At 39.8% G+C, this 15,757-nt stretch carries 7 protein-coding genes; 4 read left to right on the forward strand and 3 right to left on the reverse strand.

Annotated elements, in window-relative coordinates; all coding sequences use genetic code 11:
* Window position 1: 1 nt before the first annotated feature.
* The 3 genes from UABAM_RS31440 to alaS form a co-directional block, all read right to left on the reverse strand.
* Entirely contained in the window at window positions 2-244 is a 243-nt protein-coding gene (locus tag UABAM_RS31440) for an acyl carrier protein (protein WP_151971995.1), read from the reverse strand.
* A gap of 38 nt (window positions 245-282) precedes the next feature.
* A complete protein-coding gene (rpmF, locus tag UABAM_RS34310; protein WP_151971997.1) occupies window positions 283-471 on the reverse strand; it encodes a 50S ribosomal protein L32 in 189 nt (62 codons plus the stop codon).
* Window positions 472-788: 317 nt separating this feature from the next.
* Window positions 789-3,434, reverse strand: coding sequence for an alanine--tRNA ligase (gene alaS / locus UABAM_RS31450; protein ID WP_151971999.1), 2,646 nt, complete (start codon window positions 3,432-3,434; stop codon window positions 789-791).
* A gap of 209 nt (window positions 3,435-3,643) precedes the next feature.
* On the opposite strand from alaS, the gene UABAM_RS31455 reads away from it, so the two are divergent.
* From UABAM_RS31455 to UABAM_RS31470, 4 genes are all read left to right on the forward strand, one after another.
* Entirely contained in the window at window positions 3,644-4,066 is a 423-nt protein-coding gene (locus UABAM_RS31455) for a hypothetical protein (RefSeq protein ID WP_151972001.1), read from the forward strand.
* 281 nt (window positions 4,067-4,347) lie between these two features.
* Entirely contained in the window at window positions 4,348-5,922 is a 1,575-nt protein-coding gene (locus tag UABAM_RS31460; RefSeq protein ID WP_173013684.1) for an ATP-binding protein, read from the forward strand.
* 29 nt (window positions 5,923-5,951) lie between these two features.
* On the forward strand, window positions 5,952-8,768 hold the full coding sequence (locus tag UABAM_RS31465) for a bifunctional serine/threonine-protein kinase/formylglycine-generating enzyme family protein (RefSeq protein WP_151972005.1): 2,817 nt from the start codon (window positions 5,952-5,954) through the stop codon (window positions 8,766-8,768).
* A 7-nt stretch (window positions 8,769-8,775) separates the two neighbouring features.
* The gene (locus UABAM_RS31470; protein WP_151972007.1) at window positions 8,776-15,714 is read left to right on the forward strand and encodes an Ig-like domain-containing protein; all 6,939 of its coding nucleotides are present in this window, start codon (window positions 8,776-8,778) and stop codon (window positions 15,712-15,714) included.
* The last annotated feature ends 43 nt before the right edge of the window (window positions 15,715-15,757 follow it).

Consider the following 15,757-nt stretch of genomic DNA (forward strand, 5'->3'; position numbering starts at 1 on the left):
TTTACTTCAATCTTTTTTCTATATGATCCGTTGCATCATTTATCGTTTTTATTGTTTCTAAATCTTCTTCGTCAATCTCTATCTCAAATGTAGCTTCTATTTCTTGAGCGATTTCAAATACCATTAAAGAATCTGCGTGGATATCTTCAATTAGAGAAGAACTTCCTTCTATTTTATCTTCAGGGAAACTCGCAATATCAGCCACAATATTGATAATCTTTTTTTGAATTTCGTCTCGTGTCACGCTCTTATTTGCCTTTCTAAATGATGGCTAAAATAAACCTATTTCTTCTTTTCTTTTACTTTTAGAATTTGTACACCTTTGTAAGTTCCACAGCTGGTACAAACAGAGTGAGGTCTAGTAAGTGCGCCACAATTTGTACATAATGTGTATGTTGGGGCGATGAGCGCGTCGTGAGAGCGTCTTTTTCTCGAACGAGCTTTTGATTGTCTTCTTTTTGGAACGGCCATTTTCTATCTTTCGAAAATAATGTTCAAAGTTAATAATTTTCTAGTTAATAACAAGTTATGGAATATAGCAAGCATATAATAGTTTGTCAACTTTTTTTTGGTAATCTATATTCTACCGCAGCTAGGCGTGTCGCCCTCTTAAAAAAAATGAAAACGAACGGCTTACCTACTCGCAACAACCACAAATCTACATATACTATTGTCTATATTGTTTTATATAAACGACGGTAGTCATTTCCGCTTTCACGATATCCAATAAGCCAAAGGTCTCTACGGCACTAGACACCGTGAAATGGAAATAACCATTGCGAAATTACCTACTCTGTAGCAGCGGTAATGTAATCCCGCGCCAGATCTTGAGCTTCGTTGATCTGATTTATTTTGATTGCTTGTCCTTGGGCAAAATCTTTTCTTTTCGCATTTCCACCTCCACCCAACAAATCGCAAACTTTTTTCAGTAATTCACCTGCATGAAGTTTGGGATGGTCCGCTAAGTGATCCGACACAAAAACTACGAGTGGTAGCTTTCCATTCTTTTCGCAAGAAATAACGCCAGCACATGGGGTAGAACTCTTACGCATCAAATCCGCCATATCTCTTAAGTTTTCCACTTTAGCTTCCGGTAAGGTAGCAAAAACAAATTTAACACCATTGATATCACTTGCCTGCTGCAAAAGAGCATCTCTTTGGATTTTCACCTGTTGTTGTTCAAATTGCTTCTGTGTCTTACGTAGCTCTTTTATTTCGTCTTGCATTTGCGAAATTTTCTCTAAGACTTGCTCTTCTCCTACCTTTAACTGCGTCTGAACTTTGTCGAGGAGTATATTTTTTTCCTGAATATTTTCAATAGCGATTCCGCGCGTAACAGCTTCAATTCTACGTACACCAGCTTGTACAGCGCCTTCCGAGGTTATTTTAAAACAACCGATATTTCCCGTATAGTGAACATGTGTTCCTCCACATAGTTCCATCGAGTAGTTGCTTATAGATACCACGCGAACTTTCTCTCCATATTTTTCGCCAAAGAGAGCCATCGCCCCTTTGCTTTTTGCTTCATCAAGAGAACAAATACGACGGCTAACGCGTGTGTTTTGCGCAATGGCTTCATTTACAATACGCTCTATTGACAGTACTTGTTCCTGGGTAATTTTTTGTGGATGCGATACGTCAAAACGCAATCTTTCAGGAGAAACTTCCGAGCCTCTCTGTACAGCGTGTTCTCCTAATACACGATGCAAAGCAGAATGCAACAAATGTGTTGCCGTGTGATTTGCCATAATTTTTCGACGTCGTTGTTTATCTACATGTGTACTCACCCAACGAGGTAACTGCGATAAATTTCCTTCGACAAGTTGTCCATAGTGCACATAAATCTCACCATGCTTTTGTGTATCATCTACTTGAAACGCAAAATTCTTTCCGGTAATAGTACCCGTATCGGAAACTTGCCCCCCCGATTCTGCGTAAAACGTGGTGCGATCTAAAATAATCTTATCCGTACCGATTAACTTCAAAAGCTTTGCCTGTCCAGAAAGTTTTCCATAGCCATTAAACTTGGTCGCTGGAAGTCCTTCGATTTCCGTCATGGAAAAATTATAATCAAATTCTTTGTCCTTAGACAGTTCGCGATGTTTTTCTTCTGCTTTTTTCCATTCTTTATGATTGATAGTCACTTCGTTTTGTTCCGCCATCAACTCAATAAGATCCACGGGAAATCCGTGAGTCTCATATAAAGAATATGCTTTTGTTCCTGAAATTTCTTTGAGATTCTTGCTTTTGGTTTCCTCTAACAATTTGTTGAACAGAGATGTTCCATTTTCCAGAACCTTAGAGAAAGATTCCTCTTCGCTTTTGATCACCAGCATAATGTGGTCTTGTTGTTGTAAAATTTCGGGAAAAATATCAGCGTATATTTTACCTACACACGGAACAAGTTTATGCAGAAAAGCATCACTAGTGTTTAGATATTCTTTCGCAAAGAGAGCTGCGCGTCTTAGAATACGCCGTAACACAAAACCACTACCTTTGTTTCCCGGTAGACCTCCATCAGCAAAAGCAATCGTGATAGCGCGTATATGGTCAGCGATTACGCGAAAGGCCACATCAGACAACAAAGTATCTTGCGCAGAATACTTCATACTACACAAATTTTCCGTCTCTTGTATAATCGGAGCAAGTAGATCTGTGTCATAGTTAGATTTTTTATCTTGTAGATAAGCGACGAGACGCTCAAATCCCATACCTGTATCAACATGTTTTGCAGGTAAAGACTCTAATCCGCCGTCTTCATTGCGATTGTATTCAATAAATACCAGGTTCCAAATTTCAATAAAACGATCATTTTCACCATTGACGCCTAGTTTCGGATCTGTTGCCAACGCTAAGTCACCAATCGTCTCACCACGATCAATATGTATTTCAGAACATGGTCCACAAGGTCCACTTTTCCCCATTTCCCAAAAATTATCTCCTTTACCAAAAGGAAGTATTCTTTCTTTGGGAACACCTGCGACCTCATGCCACAAGGTGGAAGCCTCTTCATCAGCAGGAACACCGTCTTGCTCGTCACCACCGAAAACGGTTACCCATAGACGCTCTTGAGGAATTTCCAATACCTTTGTTAAAAATTCCCATGCCCAAGAAATCGCATCTTTTTTGAAGTAATCGCCAAAGGACCAGTTGCCAAGCATTTCAAAAAAAGTATGGTGGTATGTATCTCTTCCTACCACATCGAGATCATTGTGTTTTCCTGAAACGCGTAAACATTTTTGCGTATTAGCAACTCTCTTGTCGCTTGTCTGACGTGTACCTAGAAATATATCCTTAAATTGATTCATACCAGCATTACAGAAGAACAAAGTTGGATCTCCGTGATTCACGATTGGTGCTGAATCTACGATTTTGTGATCTTTACTTGCAAAAAAATCTAAAAATTGATTGCGTATTTCCATTGAGGTTTTCATCGGATTACCTTACTTGATGCTACATGAAATAAAAATTTATCTAGAATCATAACCCCTTTTATAGTATCATATTATTAATATTTAAATTGTTGCTCTAAGTTATGATTACTTTGTCTAACATATGGTTTTTTATGAAAAAATGTATAGTTTTTATCCTACTAATAAGTATCCTGTTATGTCCAGGCTGCTCCTTATTAGAACTTCCAGGCATGATATTACAGCAAGTGGTACCTATGGTGATTCAGTATGCACCTTATGCTCTGATGTTTATAGAAGAAACAAACGAACGAACCATTGCTCAAAACGACCTGGAAAAGTTTTATCGCGATTTGCATAATAATATACAGAAATCTGATGATAATTTAAATGAATTATCGTTTAATTTACGTGAAAGTTTAGCACGAAAAAATATAAAAATACAATCTATTTATGTTGTAAACATTAAAGACGTAAGTGAAAAACAGCTTACACATTTTTTCACAAAGCTCTCAACCCAAGGAAAAATACATTATCAATTTGTAAAAGCAAACACGGCAGAATACAAAAACAAAATAGCCGAATTGCGTTTACAAAACAATGTCACTGTGCACACGACACAAATAGCGGCAACAAATTTGATAAAAGAATACTAGATTCACACCCTAGTACTAAATAAGGGTGTGTTCAAAACGGGTTAATTTGTGAAAAAAATAGTTCTAGATATAAAAAACATTCTCTAATCGAGAACTCATTTTAAACACGCCTAAAAAAATACTCCAAAATAAATATTTTGGAGTATTTTTTATGAAATCCTGCAATTATTCTATTAAAACTCTAGTTTTCCATTCATAATCGTTATATATTATGTCTTTCTATTCGATATCATTTTACAAGTTTTATGTTGAAATAGCATTGGTAGATGAAAGGTCATGTCTTGAAGTTACAAATTTTATCAGGACCAGGAAAAGGTCGAATATTCCATATCCAAAAAGAAAGGGTAACCATTGGTCGCAAAGCAGACCAAGATATTCGCCTAGTCGACGATGTAAAAATATCTCGTTGTCATTGTGAAATTGTTCATGATGGTGCAGATTACATATTACATGATTTGAACAGCGTAAATGGAACATGGGTAAACGACGAAAGAGTAACGTATGCCCAACTAGAAAGCGGTGAAACTTTTACCGCTGGCCAAACAGAATTTCTGATTCTCAACGAACAAGAAAGCGCTGTTACACTCTCCTCATCACCTACCGCGCATTTAAATTTTTCGACAATATCTACCGCTAGGTTGAGTATTGAAAATAGTGATATTACGGTACTCAAAAAGCATATTGCCGTATTCCAGAAAGTTTCCGAGTCTCTTGTCGGCAAATTACAAATGGAAAACTTTCTCGAAGCAATTGTGGAAATCATTATAAAGGCGATCCACGCCGAGCGAGCATTTGTATTACTCGTCGACCAAAACATGCAATTTTCTGAACCTGTCGTAGTAAAAAACTATGCCACAAGTGCGACAGTTAGCGAAACAATATTGCGCAAGTGTATTGAAGATCGTCTAGCAATTCTCATCGAAGACACCCAAAGTGATAGCGATTACAAAAATAGCGAAAGTATTCGCCGTTCTTCGACACGAGCAGCAATGTGCGTGCCTCTCATTTCCAAAGATAAGGTCGCGGCAGTCATATATCTCGATTCAAGACACGAACAAATATTTCACCAAAATGACTTAAAACTACTCGCATCTATTGCCAAGCAAGCCGAGTTGGCGATTGAAAATATAAAACTATATGAAGAGCTGCAAAAAAAACACCAAGAACTGAAAAGTGCTCAAGAACAACTTGTAAAGAACGAAAAATTGTCTATCGTCGGTACTCTGGCAACGGCAATCTCTCACGATATGAAAAATATCCTAACCCCTATACTTGGTGTGTCGTACATCGTATTAAAAAATGATCAAGTAGATCCTTCACTACGCGAGGCTTTTGAAAGACAAATAGAACGTCTACAGTCTCTAACACAACAATTGTTATCACTAGTACGAACAGATCCGATAAAACTAGCGATGGGAAACATTAACGACAAAGTAGAACAGAGTTTACAACTCATCAAAACCGAAGCCCGCTGCCAAAAAGTAACGATAAAACGAAATTTTACAGCGGATCTTCCCAGTGTTTATATGGACGTAAACCGTTTAGATCAAGTATTTATCAACCTGTGTTTAAACGCAATTCAAGCAATGGCGGAACAAGAAAAGTCTGTACTCGAAGTGGGCTCTCACCAGGACGACACACATGTTATTTTATACTTCAAAGATAATGGACCAGGGATTCGTCCAGAATATCAAAATTTAATTTTCGAACCTTTTTTCACAACAAAAAGTACTGGTACCGGAATGGGCCTCTTTAGTTGTAAAAAAATTATTGAAAAAGACCATAAAGGGATACTAGAAATTGAAAGCCACGTAGGGGAAGGGACTACATTTACCATCAAACTTCCCAAGAAATAAGGAAGCTTTCATAGGAAAGAAGTTTAGACATGGAAAATAATAGCAAAAGCAACGAAAGGCAAAATCAAACACAATGTGATACAGAAAGCGAAAACGGCTCGAAAAAGACAGTGGCCGACACGGTTCACCATGCACAACAGTCTGATATACAAGAAACTGTTGATATCGATTTTGCTACAGAAAAGAGCGATACGCCTCCACAAACAATTGCCTCTTTAGAGATTGTACCTACAGAAAAAACTAAAAACGACTCTCTATCCAAGTCGAAAACGGTGATAGATGTTCCCTCTCCCGCAAAAACAGAAAACATTCCTCTTCGCAACCCCTCCAGTAAAAACGCCGCCAACAAAAAAACAGCCCAAGATTTACCGAGGGTTAGTGACGAAGACTACGAAGATTCTTGGAGTCAAAAGGTAAAAAGTATTGGCGCCACTCTCGGAAAATCCACTAGTGGCAAAGACATCACTATCGAAAATTTAAAAGGCATCCCCAACGAAGAACGCTATGAAATCAAAAAAACGCTAGGTAAAGGTGGTATGGGTGTCGTTCTCTTAGCTAGAGACAATATTTTACAACGCGAAGTGGCGATGAAACTGATCAAAGGAAACAACATTACCGATACTTCGCGCTACCGATTTATGCGTGAAGCGCGTATTAGTGGCGTTCTCGAACACCCCAACATCATCACAATATATGACATTTCGTGTCTAGACGACTTGTATTTCACCATGCGTATGATTGGTGGCGTAACCCTCGCACATATCATTGAAGAGCTGCGCAATAAAACAGCTCAAAGTAAAGAATACACAATTGTACGGCGCTTAGAAATTGTACAAAATATATGCTATGCCTTAGAATTTGCTCATAGCAAAAAAATTATCCACCGCGATCTAAAGCCAGAAAACATTATGATTGGGGAATTTGGCGAGGTTTTGGTCCTTGATTGGGGTTTAGCAAAAAAAATTGGAGAAGCAGACGCAGAACAAGCGAGCAAAGAACTTAACCTAGATTTTACGGATGAAACAGCCCATGGCAGTATCATTGGTACGCCACGTTATATGTCACCAGAACAAGCGCAAGGCGAAACAAAGACCATAGACGAGAGCACCGATATATATTCTTTAGGGGCCATTCTCTACGAACTTTTAGTTTTAAAGCCGGCATTTACCGCAAAAAATGTACTGCAACTCATTGAAATGGTTGTAAGCACTCCTGCGGAAAAAAAACGTCTCAACAGCAATGGAGATGTCATTCCAAAAGAACTCATGGCAATCGCATTAAAAGCCATGGCCAAACAAAAATATCACCGCTATCACTCGGTGCGCCAACTGCGCGAAGATATACGGTTATTCATGGAAGGCAAATCAGTCCATGCTCTTCGCGATAATTGGTTTGCTAAACTAGAAAAGATGGTGGCCCGAAATGCCGCAATGGCTATGGTTTCCTTTCTATTTGTCGTGTTCTTGGCATGGGGATACCATTTTCTTACCGTCAATAAAGCGAGTGCTGCTGCGGGAGAACAAGCCCTAAAAATACAAAAAAAGTACTGGGTTAGTGAAGTCACAAAACAAGTAGAACTTTCGCAAAAGCGTTGGCAAGATTTATTTCAAGAGCGCTTAGACATTTTAGATGTTTTACGCAGCGAACAAAACAAAAGCTCTGCGAATAAACTACTGACAAAAGCAACCGAACTCAATGCGCGTATAGAAGAGTGTGAACAGCGCATAGAAACACTGTGTAAAAACATCTTGAATTTTTCCGCGAATGAAAAAATACAAAACATTCTCGCCCAGAACTATCTAGACAGTGCGACAAGAAAATTTCGCGAACGGGATTACACGGATTTTGCCAACATACAAGAAAAAATAGACAACGCCGTCAAATTAAATCCGCAGTTACAAACTGCGGTGAAGAATATAAAAAACCAAGGAGACGTATTCATCGCAAACTCTATGGATGAAGCGCTCACTTTGTACCGTGTGATTGACAAAGATGGATTATTTCGCCTCCAAAGTATTCCACAAATCACACAAAATAAAAAATGGCAACTCGAATTGGGTAGTTATGGACTAAAAACGCCGCAGTATTTTCTTCCGTTTATCGTCGATACACAAGGCGAACTGCGCCTTCCGATATTTCGTTTGCAAAGCAAACTAGACAACATGGTGTTTGTGCCTGGCGGAAAATTCTATGTTGGCGCGCGACTACTTGTTGATGATTACCAACATCAAGTAGACGTTAAGCCATTTTTTATTGAGGAAACAGAAGTCACATTTGGTGACTACAAACGTTTTTTTAAGGCCTTTGGTGAAGACAAACACATTCCGCGGGTCATGCTAGCAAATTCATGGGAACAGCTGTGGAACGATGATTTACAATTGCGTTTTGGCTTGCAGGACGACAATCCCGTTTTTGGAGTCAATTACTATGCGGCAAAAGATTACTGTAAATGGAAAAGTCGTATAAGCGGTGTTCGCTTTGACTTACCACGCGTCAAAGAATGGGAAAAGGCAGCACGTGGTACAGATGGGCGCACTTTTCCATGGGGAGAAAAGCAAGATTCTTCTCTCACCAATGTAGCGGTCAACCAACAATTTGGGCGTGTTGCTAAAGTAAAGAGTTTTACATATGACTGTAGTATTTACGGTGCATACGATATGGCAGGAAACGTTTCGGAGTGGACGAGTACCCGCAACGAAAATGGTAAATATCTAGTAAAAGGAAGCCATTTCAATGCGGTTCTTGATCGCGCACGTACATATGTAAGTTATGCTGTAGCGCCAGAACATGCTGGCTTTATTGGTTTTCGCTGTATATGTAGAACGGTAAAAATAAAAAAACAATGAGGAAATCATGCAAAAAAATATGTTTTTTTTCGCCTGTCCGTTGTGTCATGCTAAATTAGTAAATGAAATTGCCGAAGTAGGGGAAACTAGAAGCTGTACAAACTGCAACGGACAAATCGAGATACCAAATCCCCCAGAGCGAATACCGCCCTTTGCCCAAGTGACCAAAGTAGAACAAGCAATCGTGGCGATTTGCCCTTACTGCAAAAATATCGAAAGATTGACAAGCAAGTCGTTTGGCACTTGCATTTCTTGCTCCCAGTGCCACATACAAATTGAAATACCGCGTGTGCAGGCGGCAAAACTTCAACTCCGCTTGTCGCAAAATGCTGTTGTTGCCGATGGCAAAAGTACGGTAAGTATTACCGTGCGTACCGTCGACCGCAACAATAACCCTGTTCCCGCGCAAAAAGTACAGATATTTATTGAGCGCCAACGTGGACAAAATCAAAAGATCGCGACCACAACCAAGGATAACGGTCAAGTAACAATTGCCTATACCGCAAATGTATACAGCGGTGTCACACGCATAAAAGCGGTACTTAATGAGCAAGCGAACACCAAATGCGAACTCATCTTAAAAGAACTCAATGGTATAAAAGACGAACGCATCAAAATTGCCAAAGTAGATTTTTCCCCTCGTGATGAAAACGAAGATCTACAAGGAAAAATTACATTGGAAAATCGCAACGAAATAGATATTGATCTGTTATCTGTTGTGCTAGAACTTTCCAACGACCTACAGTGGAAATCGGACATTTCTAAGGTAAAAATTTTAGCCGGAGATAAGTATATTGTGCCATTTAGGATCGATTGCTCTCAACCGGAAATACCATCGATAAAAGCAAAAGTAAAAACCTTGGTACAGCTACCAAATGCCCGTAAAACTTTTGTCAAAGATATCGATTGCGTTGTTCCCACAAAAGGAAAAATAAATTTTGCCATACAATGTGCGCCCACACAAATGGCGGGAGAAAAATTTGCGCTAGAAATTCGCGCCATGCGCAACGAGAAATTAGTGACGTCTTTTCATAAAACCTTAGACGTGATGTTCTCTTTCGCCGCACAACAAGCCAAAAACGGCGAACAACCGCAAGCTCCACAGCAATATCAACTCAGTTTTCACGAAGGTATCGCCACTAGCGAAGAAGTGTTTTGTGCGTTTGCCTCTCAAAAAGAAGCAAAAATTACCCTAGAATATGACCAGCAAGAAGTTACCAAAAATATCGAGATAACTCCGGCACAGAAACCGCAGTTTATTTTTCATCTCACCTCGCCACAGATCAATGGTGAGTTCTTGAAAGGCAAAAATACCATTACTGTTTGCGATATATACGGTAACATCATTCACGACTTCAACAAACCGCTGACTCTAACACTTGAAAATGGAAATTTAAACAATAACAAAGACACCAAGCTACAACTCCAACCCGAAAATGGAACAATTGACTTAACGGCCGCGGAGGTTTTTTGTGTGGTAGACGATGTGTCTCAACCTGCCGCAATCTTATGTCAATGCGATGGTATTACCATACGTGACTCGTGGCAACTAGAATCCTTGCAGTGCGATGTACAGTTAGAAAATATAAAGCTAAAGAATAAACGAATACTCGAAGGAAATTCGGGCAAAATTACCCTAGAGGCATCCATATCCCCCGCAAAATTTTCGATAGAAAAAATACATATTATCTATGAAAAGACTGCGGAAGAAAACGTCAAGGTGCAGGGTGACTTCGCATATTTCAATGGTAAATTAGAAGTAAGTTTTCCCACCAAACCACGAACAATTAGTGGAGACGTTTCCATGCAGTTGGTGATGGATCTCATCAACAAAACTACCGGAGAGATAAAGGTGGTGTCTTCACAAAAAATACCGGGGTTATTCATTGAGAAAAAGGGACGTACCTTCACGACAATTTGCAACGAAGATACTTGTGCAGGGAAGCCTTTTGGAATTTCCATTGAAGCAAAATACGGAAATTTCATCGACAAAAGCTACCAAGGGGAAAAAAACCTATTTTTGTATTATGGCGCTCGTAAAGAAACCACGGATTTGCCACAAAAAATTGCTCTAGAGTTCGTAGACGGCAAAGCATATACCGGCAAAATTTTTGAATTTCAACACCGCCAACAAATTACCATTGGTGTAGAGGATTCCGAAATCGGTGGTGCAAAGGGGACTTTTTCCTGTTTAATCGCCAGTGGCGTACTCGATCACTTTGCTATACACGTAGAACCACAACTAAGTGGAAAACCTTTTACGGGAGACAATTACATTGTCGCCAAAGACAAATTTGACAATATCATAGATAGTTTTGGCGATCACGTAGGTATATCCACCGAAAATGCATACTTTTACAACGAAAATTTTTCCTCTGTCATTCCAGGAGATTACTTTGCAAATGGAAAATATCGCTTCAGTAATTTTTGCATGACGAAAATAAATATCGACGAACCATCCTACATTTCTTTGCGCTGTAATACAGTCGTCACCAAATTTCCCGTAGAACTACAACCACAACATGGAGTGTTGGTTTGTAAAAACATTGCTGCGCAAGAATCACTTGTAGAATGCGGAGATACAATTCATTTTAACTTGCACTTGTACAACAATGGCGAAACATCCATTCAAGCCAAACGCATCCTATTGGCCATCGGCGACAACACTCTATGTATAGACGAAGAAACAGAAATCAACGCCAAAGAACACTTTCGCAAAAACTATACCTTTGAACTCCGGAAAGATATTATCTCTGCCAATATAAACGTCTATCCAAGTGTTGAAACAATAGACCCGGTGACAAACGAAGAGCAAAGTTACTCCTTCGGTCACCGTTTTTGCCTACAAGTAGAGCCCAAAGACCGCACATTGCAATTCTCCATGCCTGACCAAGTCACTGCTGGTAAAAAATTTGCGTTACAAGTGCAGGTATGTCGCGAAGGCGAAACCGACGTCACCTATAACCGTAAAAGTACTTTGCAACTACAAGGGCATCCCACCACGGCGAAAACCATGATACCAGATTGCCTGGAATTAAATTTTTATCAAGGTGTCGCCAAAACCCCAGAGGTTTTTTGTTTGTATAAAAGTCAAGAGCGCTATGCCATAGACGTCGTATTACCTGGACCAGGTGGTGCAGAATCCATGCTCACCTTGCCGCAATGCAAGGCAAATCAAACAAAGACTTTCCATGTGACATGTGTACAAAAACAAGTGGCATGTCGTCCATTTGATGGAAATTTTATCGTCGAAGCTCACGACGAGTACGGTAACATCAACGAAGATTTCGCCGACAAAGTCACTCTGGAAACGATTGGTAGTGGTTCCTTGTACTTCAATAATGAACCTTGCGTAATCCATCCTCAACAATTTAACGCGGGAAAAGCGAGAATAGTCACACAAAACTTACGTTACGACTCGACACTACAAGAAACGGAAAACGTGCAAATTTTATTGCGTAGTTCACAATGTACAAGTCGTTTCCCCATTGAAATCACACCAGCTCCGGCAATTTTACAAGTCGTAAACGTTGCCATTAGCAACAAAAAAGTTCAGTGGAACGAAAGTAATTATGTTGTGTCTATTCACGTGGAAAACAATGGACAAACGCCGGCAACTATTCGCGACACCCAAATACAATTTTATATAAATGACCGTAAAGTCGACGAAGGCTACACCATCACCACCAAGAAAAAGCCACAAATTATGCCTGGAGAGCGCGGTATGTTACCGGTGCTCGTCGCACTGAATGATCAAGTACCTCTTGGAAAGCACGATATCAGTGTTCGCGTAGAATACCACGATGAATATTATGGTGTCAGTGACGCATGCACACACCGCGACGACGCATGGCAAGTCGAACCTTGTGGGCGTGAGATCATCTTTTCTACGGAAGAAAAACCGCGAATGCTAGAACAATTTGCCGCCAATTTTACGGTTATGCTCAACGGTGAAGTCGACAAAACATACAATGGCAAGCGCGTATATTTGTGTAGCTGCAAAGACAAAGTCGACAAAAAAATTCCGCGGAAGCTCAAACTTACGTTTTATGAAGGTATGGCGCAATCCGATGCAATCTTTTGTTTTCGAGAAAAGGCACAAAACGTCCAGCTAGAATTCTTAGAAATGGAAGTCGGTGGTGCCAGTGGAAAAGTACAGTTAAGTATATACCCCGAACGATGGCCTGTTGTGATCAAACGTTTTATGACTTCTGTTCAAAGATTTTGCATAGAACATCGTCGTCGTATAGTTTCTGTACTTGTCGCATTGCTAATTATACTATTAGGTTTTTGGCATTGGCAAAGGGTTAAAATTACGCAATCACTACGCATTGTATCCATATCAGGAACCGTGACAGTTGACGGAAAAGAGGTCCGTGAAAACGATCTTGTACGTCAATATCAAAATATTCAACTCGCACCAGGAGCTTTTTGTGTACTACAAACTCACAATAAAGCCACGGTAAAACTGTACAATTCTGCAAACGTCTACATAAATAGTGTAGGGCGTAGTTTAATTTCATCTACTTATGACAATGAACTAAATGTAAAAAAAGGTGATGTTAGCTATCAAAAAACCACCACCGTACAACAAGAAAGTTTTCCACGCATCGCCATTCCCGACGCCGATCGTATGGATGTAAGTAGTAATAAATTTCGCGTAGGCGTAAAAGAAAACGAAGGTTCTTTGGTTTCTGTTTATCAAGGATCTATTGGACTAACTTCCGGTGGCGAGACAGTCTCTGTAGGAGAAAATCAGGGGTCTTCTGTCAAAAAGGGACAAGCGCCCTCAACACCGCGATCTCTTCCGAAGGCACCACAGTGGATTTTACCCAATAAAGACAACGAAGTCATTTCTACAAATGCGATTCCTCTCGAATGGCGAGGATACCAGGGGATTGACCTATACAACTTAGAAGTTTTTACCCAGAAAAATCCACAAATTCCGTTGCAATCAGAAGATGTCGGTGCTGAAACGGAAAAAGTAGAACACAAATTGCGTGGTGTCGACAACGGCGTTTATTACTGCCAAGTCACCAGTATCGACCATCTTGGATTTGCCAGTGAACCAGCCATGTCAAAGTTCTTTTCCCATGAAGTGCTGGCAGAAAAGTGCGAAATAGTCATACAAGGATTCGATGTAAAATCAGGTCGTTTCATCAACATCAATAACTTCTCCATAGGAGAACAACAGTATACGAACAATAGTGAAATTACCATGGGAATACATAAAATAACTATTCGTCAACCAGGATACCACCCTTTCGAAATAGAAGCAAATTTGAACAAAGGCGAAGATTTTAAAAAACTCGATGCCAGGTTAATTCCCAAACCTCGTTCTTTAAAATGGATAATGAGTCCTGACGTTGGTGAACGGTCACAGTGTAAAATCACAAGTATCACCCAGAACAAAAAGCCTTTACAACAACTTCCAGAGAGTCTGTTACCCGAACAATATCGCTTTGACATTGAAATAGAAGGCTTTGAAAAATTTACAAAAAAAATTATCATTACTCCAGGTGAAGACGCGCAAAAAATTATCATGCCTATCATCGCCAAAAAACGTACTATTAAATACGAAATTAACACCGGGCTTAAGCAATATAAATTCAACGGTATTGTTATCTTCAACGAACAACAAAATCCACAATCCATATTGCCAGGAAAGTACACTTTGCAAATAGAACAACCCGGTTTTGTGGTCGTCAATAAAACCATAGATGTACTTCCCAAAAACACCTCGTTTACTTTACGCGAAAAAATCACCGTGAAGAAACGCGATGTGATCTTTTACGTAAAGAAAGATAGCGGCAATGTTCCACAGGCACAAATCATTGTAGAACAAGAAGAAAACAAGCGATCATTGCCGGCGGGCACCTCGCACAAACTGCATCCAGGGGAGTGGAAAATTCGCGTTGTGGCACCTGGTTGCAAGGAGATCACACAAAAAGTAAACATTCCCCCAGGAGAGCAAAGTTTTGAATACAAAGTAACAGTAGTTGCGCAAAATGTTCCACTCGAATTAAATATCGAAAACGCCGTGCCTGTCAACAATGCAAAGTTAACGGTAATTGATGCCAACAATCGCCAAATCGTTTTTCCCTACACGCGCGTATCCATGCTTCCTCCGGGAGAGTATACTCTCAAAATTTCGGCGCCCGGCTATCAACAATTTGCCCAAAAAGTTGTGTTGCGTACTGGCGAACGTAGTGTCTACAATGTAAATTTACAACCTGTTCTAGTGCGCGTACTCCCTGTAATTATAGACCCACAAAAACAGCTACAAGAGCCAATTAAAGCCATTGTCCACAACGGTACCTACAGTGAAGAACTGTTATTACCTCCCGGAAATTATACGATAATGGTCATCAGTGAGAGATATGGGGAGTTGCCAACAGAAGTAAATATAAACGTCGGTCAGGATATCTACCAAATATATGCAGACCTACCATACAACGAACGCGATTTTAGTTTCAGTGTTTATGATGTTTTGCATCTCGGCAATATGACCATTTCTTCCCCAAAAGAATTGCGCATAGATAACCAGATATATCGTTTACAAGTAAAAGAAGATGGACGAGATGTAGATACAAACAAAATAGACATTAACTCACTGGGAAGTTACGTCGTCGTCAATGCTTTCGCGCAGACACAAAAGTTGACTTTCCACATCGGATATTATAACTTAAACGTTTCTCTTGAAAACTATGAAGAAGCGATGCCGCTAATTTTTGTGAGCATAGACGTCAATAAATTTTTACAGCACCTGGAAAAAGAAAACGATATGGCGGCCAAAATAGCGCGCCTCCAAACCACCTTTCAGGTGAGCGAAATTGTCAATAATTTAGGCAAAGAGCAACGACAGTTTTTGAGAGAATTTATCATTCAATTACAAGAAGAGTCGCAACAAGATTTACGGCATTTTTTGAGGGTTCTAGGAGAATAAGACTGTGAAAAACGCGATTTTTTTATGCATTTTGTTAGGATGT

This window comes from Candidatus Uabimicrobium amorphum (assembly GCF_009002475.1).
Lineage (GTDB): Bacteria > Planctomycetota > Uabimicrobiia > Uabimicrobiales > Uabimicrobiaceae > Uabimicrobium > Uabimicrobium amorphum.